Origin of the sequence: Amycolatopsis sp. 505 (genome assembly GCF_031625235.1) — a bacterium.
Taxonomy (GTDB): domain Bacteria; phylum Actinomycetota; class Actinomycetes; order Mycobacteriales; family Pseudonocardiaceae; genus Amycolatopsis.
The window spans coordinates 438,964-458,995 of sequence record NZ_JACKQP010000009.1 but is presented as its reverse complement, the minus strand read 5'-3'; the positions used below and the strand labels follow the sequence as shown (position 1 = coordinate 458,995).

Here is a 20,032-nt window from a genome sequence, read left to right as displayed (position 1 = left end):
GTGACCCACGTCCACCATGCGGACACACCATCCCGCAGAGTTGACACCCGGAGGGCGTTCGGTCTAGCGTCATCGCCGTGACACCGCTGACCGGCCTCGTACTTCCCAAGCGCGTCGACGCTTAGGGAAGACTTTCCGCTGCGTCGACGCGCGAACCCTCGTGCGACCTTACGGTCGGCGAGGGTTTTTTGTTGCCCTAGGGAAGCAATTCCCCGCCCCACCGCACAAAACCGACCCGAACGAGTGACACCGAGACCCACGAGGCAGATCCGATGACCAGTGCGACGTCGCGCAGCGACGCGAAGCCCGGGCCGACGCCCGGAACGCCCGGAGCACGTCCGAAGCCGGCCCCACCGGCGGGAACGCCGGTGCGCGTCACCGGCGCCCAGTCCCTCGTGCGCTCGCTCGAGGCCGTCGGCGCCGAGGTGGTCTTCGGGATCCCGGGCGGCACCATCCTGCCCGCCTACGACCCGCTGCTGGACTCGACGAAGGTCCGGCACGTCCTGGTCCGCCACGAGCAGGGCGCCGGCCACGCCGCCACCGGCTACGCGCAGGCCACCGGCAAGGTCGGCGTCTGCATGGCCACCTCGGGCCCGGGCGCGACCAACCTGGTCACCCCGCTCGCCGACGCGAACATGGACTCGGTCCCGGTCGTGGCCATCACCGGGCAGCAGTCCCGCGCGCTGATCGGCACCGACGCCTTCCAGGAAGCCGACATCTGCGGCATCACCATGCCGATCACCAAGCACAACTTCCTCGTCACCGACCCCGCGGACATCCCGCGGACCATCGCCGAGGCGTTCCACCTGGCCGCGACCGGCCGCCCCGGCCCGGTCCTGGTGGACATCCCCAAGGACGTGCTGCAGGAGATGACCTCGTTCTCCTGGCCGACGGAGCTGCGGCTGCCGGGCTACCGCCCCACGCTGCGCCCGCACGGCAAGCAGGTCCGCGAAGCCGCGAAGCTGATCGCGAAGTCGCGGCGCCCGGTGCTCTACGTCGGCGGCGGCGTCATCAAGGCCGAAGCGCACGAGCAGCTCAAGCAGCTCGCCGAACTGACCAACATCCCGGTCGTCACCACGCTGATGGCGCGCGGCGCGTTCCCCGACTCGCACCCGCAGCACCTCGGCATGCCGGGCATGCACGGCTCGGTCGCCGCCGTCGCCGCCATGCAGCGCGCCGACCTGCTGATCGCGCTCGGTGCCCGGTTCGACGACCGGGTCACCGGCCAGCTGTCCTCGTTCGCGCCGGACGCCGCGATCGTGCACGCCGACATCGACCCGGCCGAGATCTCCAAGAACCGCAAGGCCGACGTCCCGATCGTGGGCGACTGCAAGGAGATCATCGGCGAGCTCATCACCGCCGTGAAGGCGGAGTTCGACCACAGCGGCCGGCCCGACCTGGCCGACTGGTGGACCCAGGCCGACGACTGGCGCAAGACCTACCCGGCCGGCTACGAGTGGCCCGACGACGGTTCGCTGTCGCCGCAGTACGTCATCGAGCGGATCGGCGAGCTCGTCGGCCCGGACGCCGTCTACGCCGCGGGTGTCGGCCAGCACCAGATGTGGGCCGCGCAGTTCGTCAAGTACGAGAACCCGCGCACCTGGATCAACTCCGGCGGCCTCGGCACCATGGGCTTCGCGGTGCCCGCCGCGATGGGCGCGCAGTTCGGCGTCCCGGACACGCAGGTGTGGGCGATCGACGGCGACGGCTGCTTCCAGATGACCAACCAGGAGCTGGCCACCTGCGCCATCGAGGGCGCGCCGATCAAGGTCGCCGTCATCAACAACGGCAACCTGGGCATGGTCCGGCAGTGGCAGAACCTCTTCTACTCGGAGCGGTACTCCAACACCGACCTCGGCACGCACAAGCACCGCATCCCGGACTTCGTCCTGCTGGCCGAGGCGCTGGGTTGCGCGGGCCTGCGCTGCGAGACGAAGGAAGACGTCGACGCCACCATCCGCCGCGCGATGGAAATCAACGACCGCCCCGTCGTGATCGACTTCGTCGTGGGGAAGGATGCCCAGGTGTGGCCGATGGTCGCGGCCGGCACCGGCAACGACGAGATCATGGCGGTCCGGGGCATCCGGCCGCTGTTCGACGACGACGAAGTTTCGGTCGAGACGACCGAGGCCGCCGCGGAAGCCGCCGGAGAGGGTGAGCGCTGAGATGAGCGTCCACACGCTGAGTGTCCTGGTCGAGAACAAGCCGGGTGTGCTCGCGCGCGTCTCGGGTCTGTTCTCCCGCCGCGGGTTCAACATCGAGTCCCTCGCCGTCGGGCCCACGGAAAACCCCGAGGTGTCCCGCATGACGATCGTGGTCGCCGTGGAAGAGCTACCGCTCGAACAGGTGACGAAGCAGCTCAACAAGCTGGTCAACGTGATCAAGATCGTCGAGCTGGAACAGTCGACCGCCGTGCAGCGCGAACTGCTGCTGGTCAAGGTGCGCGCCGACAACACCGTGCGCAGCCAGGTCCTCGAAACCGTCCAGCTCTTCCGGGCCAAGGTGGTGGACGTCTCTCCCGAGGCACTCACCGTCGAGGCCACCGGGACGTCCGACAAGATCGGTGCGTTGCTGCGGATGCTGGAGCCGTATGGCATCCGCGAACTCGTGCAGTCCGGCATGGTCGCGGTGGGTCGCGGCGCCCGTTCGATCACCGCCACATCACCGCGATAAAGAAGTAAGTCAGGAAAGGAAGCAGTACCCCCATGGCAGTGGAAATCTTCTACGACGACGACGCCGACCTCTCGATCATCCAGGGGCGCAAGGTCGCTGTCATCGGCTACGGCAGCCAGGGCCACGCCCACTCGCTGAGCCTGCGCGACTCCGGCGTCGACGTCCGCATCGGCCTGCCCGAGGGGTCCAAGTCGCGGGCGAAGGCCGAGGAGCAGGGCCTGCGCGTGCTCACCCCGGCCGAGGCGTCGGCCGAAGCCGACCTGATCATGATCCTGGCGCCGGACACCAAGCAGCGCTTCATCTACGAGCAGGACATCGCCCCCAACCTCAAGGACGGCGACGCCCTCTTCTTCGGGCACGGCTTCAACATCCGCTACGACCTGATCAAGCCGCCGTCGAACGTCGACGTCGCGATGGTCGCCCCGAAGGGCCCGGGCCACCTGGTCCGCCGCCAGTTCGTCGACGGCAAGGGCGTCCCGGCGCTCATCGCCGTGGAGCAGGACGCCTCCGGCAACGCCCAGGCGCTCGCGCTGTCCTACGCGGCCGCCATCGGTGGCGCCCGCGCGGGTGTCATCAAGACGACGTTCACCGAGGAGACCGAGACCGACCTCTTCGGCGAGCAGGCCGTGCTCTGCGGTGGCGCGTCCGCGCTGGTGCAGACCGGCTTCGAGGTGCTCACCGAGGCCGGCTACGCCCCGGAGATCGCCTACTTCGAGGTGCTGCACGAGCTGAAGCTGATCGTCGACCTCATGTACGAGGGCGGCATCGCGCGCCAGCGCTACTCGATCTCCGACACCGCCGAGTACGGCGACCTGACCCGCGGCCCGCGCGTCATCTCGCCGGCGGTCAAGGAAGAGATGAAGAAGATCCTCGGCGAGATCCAGGACGGCACGTTCGCGCGTGAGTGGGTCGCCGAGGACGAGGCCGGCCGGCCGAACTTCACCAAGCTCGAGGAGCAGGGCAACCAGCACCCGATCGAGGCGACCGGCAAGAAGCTGCGCGACCTGATGTCGTGGGTGGACCGGCCGATCACCGAGACCGCCTGACGTTTCCGCCGACGCCGAAGGGGACGCTCGCTGCCGGGCGTCCCCTTCAGTGTCTCGTTACGCTGGCCGCATGACCGATGACAAGGAGCACATCCGGCACCACCTCGACCTGTCACGGGCCGAGTGGATCCGGGGTGAACCTGCGGGCGTCACCCTCGAAGAGGTCGTCGAGTACGCCTTCGTGCCGCACACCGACGGCGTCACCTACGTCGCGATGCGGAAGTCGACGGATCCGGACGGCGTGGTCCTGGTCTTCACCCCGTCGGAATGGGACGCGTTCCTCAAAGGCGTCGACGACGGCGAGTTCGACCTGCCCTAGGAGAGTTTCGCGGCCAGCTCGGGGATCCGGCCGAGGTCCCCGGCGATGCCGAGGTGGTCGCCGTAGTCGCGGGATTCGACGACCAGGCCGTCGCGAACCCGCATGGCGAAGATGTTCGCGATGCGGACCGGTTTCCCGCCGTAGCTGCCCTGGTAGGCGAACTCGCCGATCAGCACTTCGGGATCGGTGCCCTGGTAGGTCACCAGGTCCGCGACCGAGAACCGCGGGTCGAGCGCCTTGCCCGCCGCGAAGTGCGCCCGCAGCTCGTCGCGGGTGCGCAAAACCCCGGAACCCGGCTGGAACGGGTGCGTGACGTGCGTTTCCTCGGCGTACAGCTCCGGCAGCTCGTCCCAGCGGCCGCCGGCGACGCCGTGCACGAGCCGCTCGAACACCGTGCCCGAGCTTTCCGGCGTGACCGGGGACAGTTCCCGCGGCGGCGCCTGCTCATACGCCTTCACCAGCTGGTCGACGCCGTCGCGGATGACCGCGAGCCGCAGGTAGTCGTGGTAGTCGCGGGAGTGGACGATCAGGCCGTCGCGCACGCGCAGCACCTGGATGTTGGCCGTCGGGATGGTCCGCCCCGTCTCGACGGATTCGGCGTCGTAGTCGTATTCGGCGACGATCACCTCGGGGTCGGTGGTCTCGTGCACGACGATGTTCTTGCGCTTGAGCCGCAGGGTGCCGGCGAGGGCGCCGGTGAACCGTTCGTGGATCGCCGCGCGGCCGGTGGTGCGGGTGGGCCGCGGCACGGCCTGCGGGTGTTCGACGACGGCGTCTTCGGCGTAGAGCGCGGAAAGGTCTTCCCATCGCCCTTCGCCGATGCCGTCGGACAGCGCGGCGAAGACCTCGCGGGGTGTGGTCACGAATCCTCCCAGTGGGCAAAACGGAGTCAGTAGTCCGTCTACGACGATACGGACTACTGACTCCGGTTGTCTACCGGAGCAGGTCGCGCGCGGCCGGCTGCCCGCACACCTCCGCCCACGTCTCGGGGGTGCTGCCGAAGATCGCGTCCCGCGCGCCGGGGTCGGCCCCGCTCTCGACGAGCACGCGGATGACGTCGAGGTGACCGGACTGGGCGGCCAGGTGCAGGGCCGTGACCCCCTCGCCGTGGTTCGGGCCGCCGAACGTACCGGGGAAGTTCACGTCGGCGCCGAGCTCGAGGAGCGTCCGGACGGCGGCGAGCTTGCCCGACGCCGCCGCCCAGGCCAGCGCCGTGCCGCGGTAGACGTCGGCGTTCACGTCGGCGCCCCGCGCGACGAGCGTCCTGAGTGCGTCGGCGCGGTCGTTGCGGGCCGCCCAGGACAGCGCTTCGTTCCGGACTTCGACGGGGTCGTCGGCCGGCTGCCAGGCCGGGAAACCGCTGTGGGGACGGTAAAAGCCCCGGTGTTCGCCGCCGCGGCCGGACGTCAGGACGTCGTCGACGGCGTCGACGTCGCCCAGCCCGGCCGCGACCCGCAGGTTGCCCGGCGCGTGGCTGTGCTCCGCCAGTTTCTCCGCGGCCGCGCGGTGGCCCCAGAACAGGGCGACGACGAGGGGAGTGCCGCCGTCGCCGCGAGCGGAGACGTCGACGGGCGCGCCGTGCTGCAGGAGCAGGTCGAGCAGGAGTGGCAGATTGCTGTAGGCGGCCTGGTGCAGGGGTGTCCAGCCGTGGACGTTCCCGCGCGCCGGGTCGGCGCCGTGGTCGAGCAGGATCCGGCTGAGCCGCTCGTCGTGCGTGGCGCCGGCCATGCCGAGCAGGTCGTTCCCGTTGGTGCCGCGCGCATCGACGAGCCCGGGGAATTCGTCCAGGAGCGTTTCGAGCCGGTCGGGATCCCGGTCCTCGATCGCCCGGTAGGCACGAGCGAACGGCTCACCACTGTCCACAAGAGACCTGACGTGCTCGCGGAGTGCTTTCCAGGAACCGAAACCGTGCTCGTGGGCGACGACCGCGCGGGCGCCGTCCCGGGTGAGCGGCCGGCTCCACCGGTCGAACGGCTCCTTCGCGCCGGGCGTGTCGTCTTCGGCCGAGGCGAGCAGGCCGAGGGCGCGTTCGGCGTAGTACTCGACGTCCTGGTGGTACGGGTGCTGCAGGTGTTCGCCGTGTTCGGTGACGCGCCGGACGTAGGCCCGGAGTTTCGGCCAGCTCGGGAAGCCGTGGTCGCGGGCGATCCGGAACTGCGCTTCGGCGAGTTTGACGCCCTCGGCGCGCGCCAGTTCCTTCGCGCGCTTGCGCAACTGGTCCAGGCTGGGTTTGGCGGGCAGCGTGCCCATGGTGCCTCCTTCCCTCGTCGCCCGTGGTCCGCCGGCACCGGGCAGGAAAGAAGGTGCGGAGCTGGTGGTGCGGTGAAGCGAGGGTGGGCTCGGCCCTTTCCGCGGACGGGACGCGGCCCCGGCCGCGCCCCGCCAGCGTACCCCGGTGTGATGGGAGGGTCGACACGCGTGATTGGAGGGTCGACACGGCGGAGCTCGGGCTTGTTGGGTGTGTCGTCTCTCGGATCACGCGTGTCGACCTCCTGATCACGCGTGTCGACCCTTCGTTCACGGGAGGAGGTCGGCCAGCCTGCGGTAGGACTTCTCCGTGCGGGCCAGGACCTGGACGCAGACGTGGTCGGCGCCGGCGTCGAGGTGGGCCCGGATCCGGTCCGCGATCGCCTGTTCGCCGGTCGCGACGATGGCGTCGACCAGCCGGTCGCTGCCGCCGTCGGCGAGGTCGTCGTCGGTGAAGCCGAGCCGGCGCAGGTTCTCCTGGTGGTGCGGGGCCTGCCCGACGTACAGACCGACGTGCTCGCGGGCGGCGTCCGGTGCGGCGTCCAGGACCACCGCCTGTTCGACGGCGAGGTACTTGCCCGGCCCGAGCCGTTCGCGCGCCATCGCGGTGTGCTCCGGCGGGACGAAGTACGGGTGGGCGCCGTCGGCGCGTTCGGCCGCCAGGTCCAGCAGTTTCGGGCCCAGCGCCGCGAGCACCCGGCGCGGCCGCGGCGACGGCTGCGGCAGGCCCGGCAGCTCGGCCGCGTCCATCCCGTCGAGGTACTCGCGCAACGCCGTCAGCGGCCGTGCGCCGGGCCGGTGCCCGCCCAGGCCGGCGACGAACCGGCCCGGGTACGCCTCACCCAAGGCCCGGATGGCGCCTTCCGCGGCGAGCGGGGAGCGCTGGTCGAACCGCGCCACCCCGGTGGCGACGGTCAGCTTCTTCGTCGCCGCGAGCAGCAGTGCCGCCTGCGTGAACGCCTCCCGGCCGGCGTACTCGCCGAACCAGATCGCGGCGAAGCCGAGTTCTTCCACCTCGGCGGCCGTTTCGCGGAGCGCGCCGACCGGGGCGCCGTCGAAGAACCGCCAGATCCCGACGCTCATCGGGTCACCGCCACAGCCAGGTCGAGCAGGATCTCCACAGTGGACTCGAACGAGGGCGCGGCCGGCGTGAGCAGCACGTGGTCGGCGCCCGCGTCGAGGAGTTCGCCGAGGCGTTTCGCGATGGTTGTCGCGTCGCCCCAGAGCACGAGGTCGTCGACGAACCGGTCGCTCGGCCCGGCGATGTCGGCTTCCGTGTAGCCGAGCCGTTTCCAGCCCGCGAGGTAGACGGTGACGGAGTACTCGCGCGACTGCGCCACCCGGTGCCGGACGCTTTCGCGAGCGTCCTCGCGCGTGCCGAGCAGGACGGTCTGCTGCGGGATCAGCAGCTTGTCCGGCCCGAGGATCTCGCGGGCGTACGGCGTGTGCGAGACCGGCTGGGCGAACGGGTGCGCGCCGTCCGCGTGGTCGCGGACGAGCTCCAGCATCTTCGGCCCGACTGCGGCCAGTACGCGCGGAAACGCCACGGGAGAAGGATTTTCGGCCGCTGTTGCGTCCATTTCGGACAGATAAGCCCGCATCCGGTTGAGCGGGCGGTACTCCTCGCCGAGCTTCGCGGCCTGGAACGCGTGCCCGGCGCCGATGCCGAGCACGAACCGGCCCGGGTGGGCTTGGGCGAGCGTCGCGCCGCCCTTCTGCGCGGTCGTCCCGCGCCGGGCCCACAGGTTCGCGATGCCGGCGCCGAGCACGACGTCCGGCACGGTGGCCAGGAGGTCGCCGAAGCAGGCGAACACCTCCCGCGTGCCGGGTCCTTCGCCGCTCCAGACCGAGCGGTAGCCGGCCTCCGCCAGCCGCTGCGTCGCCGCGCGCTCGACGTCCGGTGGCGGGGCCATGGGCGCACTGGGCAGCCAGGCGCCGACCGCGCCGAGCCGCGCCCGCGTGTCTTCGATCAAAGTCATCCTCGAGTTCCCTCCAGTAAGCTGAGGCAGCCTCCGGTTAATATACGGAGGCGGCCTCCGATTGGCTACCCGGTAGGGTCGGGAGTGCGATGACCGACGTCAAACCGATGCGCGCGGACGCCCGCCGCAACTACGAGCGCCTCCTCGAAGAGGCCAAGCGCGCCTTCGCCGAGCACGGCGTCGAGGCGTCCCTGGAGGACATCGCGCGCCGCGCCGGGGTCGGCATCGGCACCCTCTACCGGCACTTCCCGACCCGGGACGCGCTGCTCGAGACGCTGCTGCGCGCCCGGTTCGACGCGCACGCCGAGCGGGCCCGCGAACTGCTCGCCCACCCGGAGCCGCTGACCGCGCTGCAGAGCTGGCTCGCCGGCCTCGGTGACGCCACCGGCACCTTCCGCGGCCTGGTCGAGCTCACCGCGGACGCGCTGAACGACGAATCCTCCCGGTTGTACGAGTCGTGCCACCGCATGCGCGAGGTCGGTTCCCAACTGGTGGAACGCGCGAAGCGCGCGGGCCAACTGCGCGAGGACGTCACCGCGGAGGAGCTGCTTCTGTTGCTGCACGCCGCATCCTGGGCGGGTGGGCACCTGCCCGGCGAGGGGGGCATGCAACGCCTGCTGGCTCTTGTTTTCGAGGGATTACGGGCGAGTTAACGCCGGGGGACGCCAAGGGGCGCCACCGCGCGTTAAACTCCGGCTCGACCGGGGCACAACGACGTGCTTTGACCGTTTGTCGACACAGAGCGTCCTGGAAGTGACCAGATAGTGGGAGCCGCATCGTGAGCAAGCCCAATAAGCCCGTCGTCCTCATCGCGGAGAAGCTCGCCCCCTCCGTGCTGAGCGTCTTCGGTGACGAGGTGGAGGTCCGGCACGTCGACGGCACGGACCGGTCCGCGCTGCTCGAGGCGGTGAAGAGCGCCGACGCGCTCCTGGTCCGCTCCGCCACCCAGGTGAACGCCGAGGTCTTCGCGGCCACCACGCAGCTCAAGGTCGTCGCCCGCGCCGGGGTCGGCCTCGACAACGTCGAGGTGCCCGCCGCGACCGAGCGCGGTGTCCTGGTCGTCAACGCGCCGACGTCGAACATCGTCTCCGCCGCCGAGCACGCCGTCGCCCTGCTGCTGTCGGTCGCGCGCCGCGTTCCGGCCGCCGACCAGAGCCTGCGCGGCGGCGAGTGGAAGCGCAGCTCGTTCTCCGGCGTCGAGCTGCAGGGCAAGACCATCGGCGTGGTCGGTCTCGGCAAGATCGGCCAGCTGTTCGCCCAGCGCCTCGCCGCCTTCGACACGAAGCTCATCGCCTACGACCCCTACGTCTCGGCCGCCCGCGCCGCGCAGCTGGGCATCGAGCTCGTCACCCTCGACGAGCTGCTGAGCCGCGCCGACGCCATCTCCATCCACCTGCCGAAGACGCCGGAGACCAAGGGCCTCATCGACGCCGAGGCGCTGAAGAAGACCAAGCCGGGCGTCATCATCGTCAACGCCGCCCGCGGCGGGCTGATCGTCGAGCAGGACCTGGCCGACGCGCTGCGCTCGGGCCACGTCGGCGGCGCCGGCGTCGACGTCTTCGTCACCGAGCCGACCACCTCCAGCCCGCTGTTCGAGCTGGAGAACGTCGTCGTGACGCCGCACCTGGGCGCCTCCACGGCCGAGGCGCAGGACCGCGCGGGCACCGACGTCGCGAGGTCGGTGCTGCTGGCCCTGCGCGGCGACTTCGTGCCGGACGCGGTGAACGTCACCGGCGGCGGCGCGGTCGGCGAGCACGTCCGCCCGTACCTGTCACTGGTCCAGAAGCTCGGCCAGCTCCTGACGGCGCTCAACCCGACGTCGCCGACGACGGTGACCGTCCAGGTCAAGGGCGAGATCTCCAGCGAGGACACCGGCGTGCTGCAGCTCGCGGCGCTGCGCGGGGTGTTCACCGGCGTGGTCGAGGACCAGGTCACCTTCGTCAACGCGCCGCAGCTGGCGGAGAAGCTGGGCGTGCAGGTCGAGCTGGAGACCGAGCCGGAGAGCCCCAAGTTCCGCAGCCTGGTCACGGTGCGCGCGGTGCACGCGGACGGCTCGGTGCTGACCGTGTCGGGTTCGGTCACCGGCCTCGACGAGGTCGAGAAGCTGGTCGAGGTCAACGGCCGCGGCTTCGACCTGCGCGCCGAGGGCACCGTCCTGCTGGTCGAGTACCCGGACCGCCCGGGCGTGATGGGCCGGGTCGGCACGCTCCTCGGCGAGGCGGGCATCAACATCGAGGCCGCCCAGATCAGCCAGACCACGGACGGCTCGGACGCGGTGATGCTGCTGCGCGTCGACCGCCACATCGACGCGCACCTGCTGGAGCCGATCGGAGCCTCGGTCGGGGCGCACACGATCCGCGCCGTCGACTTCAACTGACGTAACCCTTTCGAAGGCCCCCTGCCACCCGGTAGGGGGCCTTCGAGCGCAATCACAACTACATAACGGAGTCCTTTGCCTACGTAAGTAGGTGTTTTGGGGCATTAGGTTCTCTGCGCGAGGTCGAACCACGCGTCGTCGAGGGCACGGCGCTGTGCCGCGCTTCACCGTCGGGGGTGTCCGGAGCGGCAGGCAGGTTCGGGTCCAGACCTCGAGTAAGGGGCCGACTCATGAGCAGATCCCGCCTCCCCGCGCGCGCCACGACGGCGGCCTTCGCCGTCGTTCTGGCGGCCGCGCTCGGGGCGCCGGTCGCGAGCGCAGCCGATGTGCCGCTCGCCGACGGCGTCGCACCCGCCAAGATCGACGACGCGAAGCTGCAGGGCAAGCTTTCGCCGCGCCTGGGGGCCGCGCAGGGCCGGGTCACCGCGTTCGTCGAACTGGCCAAGAAGCCGGCCGTCGACGCGTTCGCCGCCGCGCAGCCGCAGGGCAAGGAACAGGCCAAGCGGGCCGCCAAGGCCGCCAAGGCCGACACCGCCGCCGCGGTGGACTCCGTCGTCGGGCAGCTGCGCGCGGCCGACGCCAAGCCGCAGGTCGTCACGCAGACCGCCAACGCCGTTCCCGGTGTGGTCGTCACCGCCGACGCCGCGAAGCTGCGCGAGGTCGCGAAGCGGGCCGACGTCGTCGCCGTGCGCACGGTCGTCCCGAAGACCCGCACCAACGCCAGCGCCGAGCAGCTGACCAACACCCTCACCGCCTGGCAGCAGACCGGCAAGTTCGGCGACGGCATCCGCGTCGGCGTCATCGACGACGGCATCGACTACACCCACGCCGACTTCGGCGGCCCCGGCACACAGGCCGCCTACAAGAGCGTCGACTCGACCAAGCCGACCCCGCTCTTCCCGAGCGCCAAGGTCGTCGGCGGCACCGACCTCGTCGGCGACGACTACGACGCCGCGACGGCCGGCAAGACCACCCCGAAGCCGGACCCCAACCCGCTCGCCTGCGGTGAGCACGGCACGCACGTCGCCGGCACCATCGGCGGCTTCGGCGTCACCGCCGACGGCAAGACCTTCAAGGGCGACTACAAGAAGCTCGACGCCAAGAAGGTCGACGCGATGCAGATCGGCCCGGGCACCGCGCCGAAGTCGCTGCTCTACGCGATCAAGGTGTTCGGCTGCACCGGCTCGACGAACGTCACCTCGCAGGCCCTGGACTGGGCGCTCGACCCGGACGGCGACGGCGACTTCACCGACCACCTCGACATCGTCAACCTCTCGCTCGGCTCCGACTTCGGCGCGCCGGACGACCCGGACTCGCTGTTCGTGCGCAAGCTCGCCGCGAACAACGTGCTCCCGGTCATCTCCGCGGGCAACGGCGGCGACATCAACGACGTCGCCGGCTCCCCGGGCAACACCCCCGAGGCGCTCACCGTCGCCAGCACGCGCGACGCGGGCATCCTGCGCGACGCCGCCGAGGTCAAGGCCCCGGCGACCGCCGCGGGCCAGAAGACCGGCCAGTACAGCCAGAACTACACCGGCTACGACACCCTCGACCTGACCGCGCCGGTCGTCGCCCTGTCGGCGGCGAACGCGGCGGGCTGTGCGCCGTACTCCGCCGAGGACAAGGCGAAGGCCGCCGGCAAGTTCGTCTTCCTGGAGTGGGACGACAACGACTCGACCCGCGCCTGCGGCTCGGCCGCACGCGCCGGCAACGCGCAGGCCGCCGGGGCGAAGGGCGCGCTTCTTTCGTCCACTTTGGAGCACTTCAGCGCGGGTATCGCGGGCAACGCGGCCGTCCCGATGTTCCAGTTCACCGGCTCCGCCACGAAGACGCTGCGCGCGGCGCTGACCGCGGGCACGCTGCAGGTCCGGCTCTACGGCACCGGCCGTGCCTCGATCCAGACCTACGACAAGAAGATCGTCGACACGCCGAGCTCGTTCACCTCGCGTGGCACCCGCGGCCCGGCCCTCAAGCCGGACGTCGCCGCCCCCGGTGACACGATCACCTCGGCCTTCCGCGGCAGCGGCAACGGCCGCACCGTGCTGAGCGGCACGTCGATGGCCGCCCCGCACACCGCGGGCATCACCGCGCTGATCCGCCAGTCGCACCCCGACTGGTCGGTCGAGGAGGTCAAGGCCTCGGTCATTGACACCGCCGGCCACGACGTCTCCGACGGCGCGGGCCACACCTACGCGCCGCAGCGCGTCGGCAGCGGCCGGATCGACGCGAAGGCGGCGCTGGACAACCAGGTGCTCGCCTACGTCGTCGACGACCCGGGCGCGGTCAGCGTCAGCTTCGGCACGGTCGAGGCGGCCGGTCCGGTGACGCTGTCGAAGACGATCAAGCTGGTCAACAAGGGCGTCACGCCCGCCGAGTACTCGGTCGCCTACCAGGCGGTCACCGCGCTGCCGGGTGTCGAGTACACAGTGGACAAGCCGACGGTGAAGCTGACCCCGCGCGGCACCGCCAAGGTCAAGGTGACGCTGAAGATCACCGACGCCAAGGCGCTGCGCAAGGTCATGGACCCGACCATGCAGGCCACCCAGGCCGGCCTGGCCCGCCAGTTCGTCGCGGACGCCTCCGGGCGCGTCGCCTTCACCCCGGTCAGCGGGGCCAAGGTGCCGCTGCGGGTGTCGGTCTACGCCGCGCCGAAGCCGGTGTCGACGATTTCGACGCCGCCGTCGGTGAAGTTCGCGCCGGACGCCACCCAGGCCGTGCTGAACCTGACCGGCAAGGGTGTCGACCAGGGCACCGGCGCGCAGCGGTACCGCTCGCTGATCAGCGTGCTCGAGCTGCAGGCGGAGTCCCCGCAGCTGCCCGAGTGCGACGCGGACGTGGTCACCGACTGCACGCTGAACAAGACGGCCAAGGGCGGCGACCTCCGCTACATCGGCGCGGCTTCCACCGCTCCGCTGGCGAAGGCCCAGGGCGAGCCGGAGAACGCGATCCTCGCGTTCGGCCTGTCCACCTGGGGTGACTGGGCGAACATCGGCAGCAACACCTCGCCGTTCGTCGACATCGACACGACCGGGGACGGGCAGCCGGACTTCGAGACCTACGTGACCAAGGCGACCTCGACCGACGTCCTCCTGGCCACCACGGTCGCGCTGACCCCGGGCTTCCCGACCGTGGACGTCCAGGCGGTCAACGGCCAGCTCGGCGACGTCGACACCAACGTGTTCGACACGAACGTGCTCACGCTGCCGGTTTCGCTGGCCGCGCTGGGCATCGACGCGAACGCCGAGTCCCACCGCATCTCCTACACGGTGGGCGTGAGCGGTTTCTACGTCGCGCCGGGCACGACGAACGGGCTGATCGACTACGTCGGCACGCCGCTTTCGTTCGACGCGCTCGCGCCGGGCTACGCGGTGCAGGGCGGCGGCGACGCCGCCTTGGGCTACGTCGCGAAGCCGGGCACGGCGCTGGTCGTCACCCGCAACGCGGCCTCGGCCGCGGCCGACAACGCGCTCGGCCTGCTCGCCATCGAGCACCACAACGCCGCGGGCAACCGGGCGAACGTGGTCAAGGTGGACGCGACGCAGGGCGCCCGGCCGGGGAACGAGCGTCAGCCGATCGGGGCTGGTCGCGGCTAGTCCGCGGCAAGATCGATTCGTGCAGGACCAGGGGCGTCTCCGGCGGATTTCCGCCGGGGGCGCCCCGCTGGCGTTCACCCGATTGGGTGTCTCACCCCGTGGGAGGATGCGGCATAAGGGTGGTGCGGCTACGGCGGTTTGTCTACGGCCGGTAACCTTCCGGCTGCTGGCGTTTTGTTGCGGTGGGCCATCGGTGCGGCCGGTGGTCCGGTCGACGGAGGTGTGTGGATGCGGCTCGCGGTGATCCCAGGAGACGGGATCGGGCCCGAGGTGGTCTCCGAGGCGCTGAAGGTGCTCGGCGAGGTAGTACCGACGGCGGAGATCACGAACTACGACCTCGGCGCCGCCCGATGGCACTCGACCGGCGAGCTGCTCCCGGAGTCGGTCCTCGGCGAGCTCCGCCAGCACGACGCGATCCTGCTGGGCGCGGTCGGCGACCCGACGGTGCCGAGCGGCATCCTCGAGCGCGGCCTGCTGCTGCGCCTGCGGTTCGAGATGGACCACCACGTCAACCTGCGCCCGGCGCGGCTGTACCCGGGTGTCCGGGGACCGCTGGCCGACGCGGGCGACGTCGACATGGTCGTCGTGCGCGAAGGCACCGAAGGCCCGTACGCGGGCACGGGTGGCCTGATCCGCAAGGACACCGAGCACGAGATCGCGACCGAGGTCAGCGTCAACACGGCGTTCGGGGTCCGGCGCGTGGTCGCGGACGCGTTCAACCGCGCCGAGGCCCGCCCGCGCAAGCACCTGACGCTGGTGCACAAGACCAACGTGCTCTCGTTCGCCGGCTCGCTGTGGTCGCGGATCGTGGAAGAGGTTTCGCTGGAGCACCCGGAGGTGACGGTCGCGTACTCCCATGTGGACGCGGCGACCATCCACCTGGTGACGGACCCGTCGCGGTTCGACGTGATCGTGACGGACAACCTGTTCGGCGACATCATCACCGACCTCGCGGCCGCGGTGACCGGCGGCATCGGCCTGGCGGCCAGCGGCAACCTGGACATGACCCGCCGCAACCCGAGCATGTTCGAGCCGGTCCACGGTTCGGCCCCGGACATCGCGGGCCAGGGCCTGGCCGACCCGACGGCGGCGGTGCTGTCGGTGGCGCTCCTGCTGGACCACCTGGGCCAGAAGGAAGCGGCCCGGCGGATCGAGGCATCGGTGGCGTTCGACCTGGCGACGCGCGACCAGTCTTCGCCGGGAGCGACCCAGGCGATCGGGGACCGGCTCGCGGCTCTGGTGTCTTCGAACGTGCGTACTGCTTGATCTTCTTCGGGAAAGCCCCGTGCCCGGTGGTGGGTGCGGGGCTTTTTCGTGCCCGTTCGGGGGGCCGCCGGAGGTCGCGAATGACTCATTCGAGACCTCGCACGTCCCGAATGAGTCATTCGCGGCACCACGGGCCCCGCCGGCGCCGCTCGCAACCCGCGAGCGGACCCCACCCTCTCCGGCGGGGCTCCGGCAAAGCCGGACTTGCACCCCGCCCAGGCCTGCCCCGGCACCCCGATCCGAAGCCAGCACCGGCCGTAGTGACAATTGCGGCTTCGGGGTGGTGGGCACCGAGCCGCTCGCCGGACGATCCGCCCAAGCCGGCGGGCAACAAACACCGGCGCGGTTCCCGAATGGTGGGAGCTCGCCCCAGCCTGTGGACTTTCGCGGAACCCCTGTGGCATGATGCGACCGTGACCAGCTTCGCGATCATTATCGACGAGCGCGCCGGACGATAGCTCCACAAGAGCTCCCGGCGCGCAACCTCTCGCACCCATGCGGGAGGTTTTTTTGTTGCCTTGAAACGCCAGGAAGACGCCAGAAACCGCGAGGAGAAGACCGTGACCCGCAAGGAGCCCGCCGATACCCCGCTCGGCGACGCCTTCCACCTCTACGACACCACCCTGCGCGACGGTGCGCAGCGGGAGGGCATCTCCTACTCCGCCCAGGACAAGCTCGCCGTCGCGCGGTTGCTGGACGAGCTGGGGGTCGGGTTCATCGAAGGCGGCTGGCCCGGGGCGCTCCCCAAGGACACCGAATTCTTCGCCCGCGCCGCGAAAGGCGAGCTGAAGCTGAAGCACGCCGCGCTCGTCGCGTTCGGCGCCACGCGCAAGGCCGGCCTCACCGCCGACGCCGATCCGCAGGTCCAGGCCCTTCTCGACAGCGAAGCGCCCGTCGTCACCCTGGTCGCCAAGTCCGATCTCCGGCACATCGAACGCGCCCTCCGCGTCGACGTCGACGAAGCCTGTGCGATGGTGCGGGACACCGTCGAATTCCTCACCCGCGAAGGACGGCGCGTCTTCCTCGACGCCGAGCACTTCTTCGACGGCTACGCGTATTCCCCCGAGACCTCGCTCCGCATCCTGGACGCCGCCGCGCACGCCGGCGCCGACGTTCTCGTGCTCTGCGACACCAACGGCGGCCAGCTCCCGCTCGGCCTCGCCCAGGCGGTCGAGGAGATCAAGGAAAAGACCGGATTCCGGCTCGGGATCCACTGTCAGGACGACACTTCCTGCGCCGTGGCGAACTCCGTCGCCGCGGTGCAGGCCGGCGTGACGCACGTCCAGTGCACCGCCAATGGTTACGGGGAACGGGCCGGCAACGCCGACCTCTTCGCCGTGACCGGGAACCTCGTGACCAAGCTCGGCATGGACGTCCTCCCGACCGGAGGAGCGGCCGAGCTGACCCGGGTCTCCCATGCCCTTGCCGAAATCGCGAACATCGCCCCCTACACCCACCAGGCTTACGTAGGGGCGTCGGCCTTCGCCCACAAGGCGGGACTGCACGCGAGCGCGATCAAGGTGGATCCGTTGCTGTACAACCACATCGATCCGTCTTCCGTCGGCAACGACATGCGGGTGCTGGTCACCGAGATGGCCGGCAGGGCCAGCCTCGAGCTCAAGGGACGTGAGCTCGGGGTCGACCTTGCCGGCCGGCCCGAAGCGCTCACCAGCGCCATCACCAAGGTCAAGCGGCTCGAAGCCGAAGGCTGGTCCTTCGAGGCCGCCGACGCCTCCCTGGAACTCCTGCTGCGCCAGGAAGCCGACGTCCCGGTGGAAGCGCCGTTCCAGCTCGAGTCCTACCGCGTGGTGCTCGACCACCGCCCGGACGGCGAGGTCATGGCCGAGGCCACGGTCAAGGTGCACGTCGGAGGCGAGCGCGTGATCGCCACCGCCGAGGGCATCGGGCCGGTGCACGCCCTCGACGCCGCCCTCCGGAAGGCGCTGAGCCCGCACCTGTCCTGGTTGGACAGTGTGGAGCTGGCCGACTACAAGGTGCGCATCCTCCAGGGCCACCCCGGCACCGACGCGGTGACGCGCGTGCTGGTCGAGAGCACCGACGGCGAACGCGAGTGGACCACCGTCGGCGTGCACGGCAACATCGTCGAGGCCAGCTGGCTGGCCCTGTGCGACGCGCTGGTGCACAAGAGCACGACCGTGGCCTGAAGCAAGGGAGGGGCGCACGTAGACTGGCTGCGTGCGCCTAGCCCGAATTGCTCATCCCGGTGGTGTCGCGTTCGCCTCGATCGAAGGCGACGGTGACGACGCCCAGGTCCTCGAAATCGCCGAACACCCCTTCGGCCAGCCGAACTTCACCGGCAAGCGGTGGCCGCTGGCCGACGTCCGGCTGCTCGCGCCGATCCTGCCGTCCAAGGTGATCGCCGTCGGCCGCAACTACGCCAAGCACGCCGCCGAGTTCGGCAACGAGGTGCCCAGCGCCCCGATGCTGTTCCTCAAGCCGTCGACGACGGTCATCGGCCCCAACGCGGCCATCCGCCGCCCGGACGTCGGCCGCGTCGACTTCGAGGGCGAGCTGGCCGTCGTCATCGGGCAGCCGGTGAAGAACGTGCCCGCCGCCCGCGCCGCGAGCGTCATCCTCGGCTACACGGTCGCCAACGACGTCAGCGCCCGCGACCTCCAGAAGTCCGACGGCCAGTGGGGCCGCGCCAAGGGCTTCGACACCTTCTGCCCGATCGGCCCGTGGATCGAGACCTCGATCGACGCCTCCGACCTCTCCCTGAGGGCCGAGGTCGACGGCGAGCTCAAGCAGGACGGCCGCACGTCCGACCTCGTCCACAAGATCCCCGAGCTGGTCGAGTTCGTCTCCGGCGTCATGACGCTCCTGCCCGGCGACATCATCCTCACCGGCACCCCCGAGGGCGTCGGCCCGATCGAGGGCGGCCAGAGCGTCTCGATCACCATCGAAGGCATCGGCACCCTGACCAACCCGGTCGAGAACGTCTAACCCCGGGCCACCGGCTCCATCGACCGCCGGGCGAACGCCGGAGCGTGCTCCGGCCGCAGCCCGAGGCCGAGGAGCCGGGCCGGGAAGTACGACAGCCGCGGGAACCGCGCGAAGGCCTTGATCATCGGCAGCGGCGGGCCGTTGCGCTTGCCGCTCATCACGCCGCGCACCACGGTCCGGTGCATCAGGCGCTGCAGCCCCTGCACCATCAGCGTCGGCGCGAGCCGGCGCGAGCGCACCTTCGCCAGCTCGGCCTCCGTCGGACGGCCCCGGCGCAGCGGCTCGGCCAGCAGCGTCGCCGCCGCGACCGCGTCCTGCACCGCCAGGTTGATGCCCACACCGCCGATCGGCGACATCGCGTGCGCCGCGTCGCCGATGCACAGCAGCCCGTCGACGTGCCACTTGCGCAGCAGGTTCAGCCGCACGTCGAGGAACTTGACGTCGTCCATCGTCGCCAGCTCGTGCACGCGGTCGTGGAACTCGGGGCAGATCTGCGTCACGTTCTCGCGGAACGCTTCGATGCCCTGGGCGCGGAGGTCTTCGCCCTTCGGCGCCAGGTAGGCGACCTGGTAGAAGTCCGGGCGGGGGAGCGGCACCGCGAACCGGCGGTCGCGCATCTTCGGCAGCAGCATGCCGCCTTCCTCGTCGTCGCCGCGCGAGAGCCGGAACCACCAGACGTCGAACGGGCAGTCGTACTCGCGGGGCACCAGGCCGGCTTCGCGGCGCGCCAGCGACCAGCGGCCGTCGGCCGCGATCACCAGGTCGGCCCGGATTTCGCCGGTCTCACCGGCCGTCGTGCGGTAGGTGATGCCGGCGACGCGGCCGTGCTCGCGGACCAGGCCGGTGCACTCGGTCTCCATGCGCTGGACGAACGTCGGCTCCTTGCGGGCGCTTTCGGCCAGCAGGTCGAGGAAGTCCCACTGCGGCACCATCGCGATGTAGGGGTGCGCGACCTTGAGCCGGGTGAAGTCGGCCAGCTTCATCAACGTGCCGTCCTCCTCCGGGAAGCCCGCCGCGGTCAGCTCGCTGTGCGGCAGCGCGTGGAACTTCTCGCCGAGGCCCAGCTCGTCGAGCAGCGTCAGCGTCGACGGGTGGACCGTGTCCCCGCGGAAATCGCGCAGGAAATCGGCGTGCTTCTCCAGCACCGTCACCTCGACACCCGCCCGGGCCAGCAGCAGCCCCGTGACCATCCCGGCCGGCCCGCCACCGATGACGACGCAGGTCGTGCGCTCGGTCATCTCGACCATCTCCCTTATTCATCGTGTGTTGAATAAGTCGAGGATGCACCCGCCCGGCACCGGCGTCAAGGGGTGTGACCGGAGATACGCTGATCGGGCGACGGTGGCGCGTCCGCCGCCCGGTTGCCCGAAACCGTCCACACGCGACAGTTGGTCGACCGTGCACCGGACGGGTGCGGGAGCGGCGGCGGAATGCGGACCTGCCCTTGTGGACGGAGCGGATTCCCAAGCGGGACAAGGGGTTTCACCGGGGAATCGATTGCCGCACGGTGACCCCGGGCGGGGTCGGCGCGTGCGGCCGGATAACCGAACGGGGACGGCGCACCGACT

General features: G+C 70.7%; 15 protein-coding genes. 10 read left to right on the top strand and 5 right to left on the bottom strand.

The genetic code is table 11. The features are described 5' to 3' along the window. Positions 1–272 precede the first annotated feature (272 nt). From H5965_RS32995 to H5965_RS32980, 4 genes are all read left to right on the top strand, one after another. The gene (locus tag H5965_RS32995) at positions 273–2,165 is read left to right on the top strand and encodes an acetolactate synthase large subunit (RefSeq protein WP_310974679.1); all 1,893 of its coding nucleotides are present in this window, start codon (positions 273–275) and stop codon (positions 2,163–2,165) included. 1 nt (position 2,166) lies between these two features. Beyond that, entirely contained in the window at positions 2,167–2,673 is a 507-nt protein-coding gene (gene ilvN / locus H5965_RS32990; protein WP_003080760.1) for an acetolactate synthase small subunit, read from the top strand. A gap of 32 nt (positions 2,674–2,705) precedes the next feature. Further along, complete coding sequence (gene ilvC, locus H5965_RS32985) at positions 2,706–3,719, top strand: ketol-acid reductoisomerase (protein WP_086842286.1); 1,014 nt, start codon at positions 2,706–2,708, stop codon at positions 3,717–3,719. Between the two features lie 70 nt (positions 3,720–3,789). After that, positions 3,790–4,038, top strand: coding sequence for a DUF397 domain-containing protein (locus H5965_RS32980; protein ID WP_310974678.1), 249 nt, complete (start codon positions 3,790–3,792; stop codon positions 4,036–4,038). Here H5965_RS32980 and H5965_RS32975 read toward each other — a convergent pair. The 4 genes from H5965_RS32975 to H5965_RS32960 all read right to left on the bottom strand — a co-directional run bounded on the left by H5965_RS32975 (position 4,035) and on the right by H5965_RS32960 (position 8,264). Further along, a complete protein-coding gene (locus H5965_RS32975; RefSeq protein WP_310974677.1) occupies positions 4,035–4,901 on the bottom strand; it encodes a nuclear transport factor 2 family protein in 867 nt (288 codons plus the stop codon). The two genes, H5965_RS32980 and H5965_RS32975, sit on opposite strands and share 4 nt — an antisense overlap. Before the next feature lie 70 nt (positions 4,902–4,971). Next, positions 4,972–6,288, bottom strand: a complete 1,317-nt coding sequence (locus H5965_RS32970) for an ankyrin repeat domain-containing protein (RefSeq protein WP_310974676.1) — start codon at positions 6,286–6,288, stop codon at positions 4,972–4,974. Positions 6,289–6,555: 267 nt separating this feature from the next. After that, the gene (locus H5965_RS32965) at positions 6,556–7,368 is read right to left on the bottom strand and encodes a TIGR03620 family F420-dependent LLM class oxidoreductase (RefSeq protein ID WP_310974675.1); all 813 of its coding nucleotides are present in this window, start codon (positions 7,366–7,368) and stop codon (positions 6,556–6,558) included. Next, positions 7,365–8,264 (bottom strand): TIGR03620 family F420-dependent LLM class oxidoreductase, encoded by a 900-nt coding sequence (locus H5965_RS32960; RefSeq protein ID WP_310974674.1) that lies wholly within the window; start codon positions 8,262–8,264, stop codon positions 7,365–7,367. The genes H5965_RS32965 and H5965_RS32960 overlap by 4 nt, the downstream gene beginning before the upstream one ends. Positions 8,265–8,353: 89 nt before the next feature. Here H5965_RS32960 and H5965_RS32955 point away from each other — a divergent pair, with 89 nt between their 5' ends. The 6 genes from H5965_RS32955 to H5965_RS32930 all read left to right on the top strand — a co-directional run bounded on the left by H5965_RS32955 (position 8,354) and on the right by H5965_RS32930 (position 18,464). Beyond that, complete coding sequence (locus H5965_RS32955; protein ID WP_310974673.1) at positions 8,354–8,917, top strand: helix-turn-helix domain-containing protein; 564 nt, start codon at positions 8,354–8,356, stop codon at positions 8,915–8,917. 125 nt (positions 8,918–9,042) lie between these two features. Next, positions 9,043–10,641, top strand: a complete 1,599-nt coding sequence (serA, locus tag H5965_RS32950; protein ID WP_310974672.1) for a phosphoglycerate dehydrogenase — start codon at positions 9,043–9,045, stop codon at positions 10,639–10,641. A gap of 230 nt (positions 10,642–10,871) precedes the next feature. After that, a complete protein-coding gene (locus tag H5965_RS32945; protein ID WP_310974671.1) occupies positions 10,872–14,234 on the top strand; it encodes a S8 family serine peptidase in 3,363 nt (1,120 codons plus the stop codon). 228 nt (positions 14,235–14,462) lie between these two features. Then, a complete protein-coding gene (locus H5965_RS32940) occupies positions 14,463–15,500 on the top strand; it encodes a 3-isopropylmalate dehydrogenase (protein ID WP_091306264.1) in 1,038 nt (345 codons plus the stop codon). 560 nt (positions 15,501–16,060) lie between these two features. Further along, entirely contained in the window at positions 16,061–17,665 is a 1,605-nt protein-coding gene (gene cimA, locus H5965_RS32935; RefSeq protein ID WP_310974670.1) for a citramalate synthase, read from the top strand. A 31-nt stretch (positions 17,666–17,696) separates the two neighbouring features. Further along, the gene (locus H5965_RS32930) at positions 17,697–18,464 is read left to right on the top strand and encodes a fumarylacetoacetate hydrolase family protein (RefSeq protein WP_310974669.1); all 768 of its coding nucleotides are present in this window, start codon (positions 17,697–17,699) and stop codon (positions 18,462–18,464) included. Here H5965_RS32930 and H5965_RS32925 read toward each other — a convergent pair. Then, complete coding sequence (locus tag H5965_RS32925; protein WP_310974668.1) at positions 18,461–19,711, bottom strand: FAD-dependent oxidoreductase; 1,251 nt, start codon at positions 19,709–19,711, stop codon at positions 18,461–18,463. The genes H5965_RS32930 and H5965_RS32925 overlap by 4 nt on opposite strands. Between the last annotated feature and the right edge of the window lie 321 nt (positions 19,712–20,032).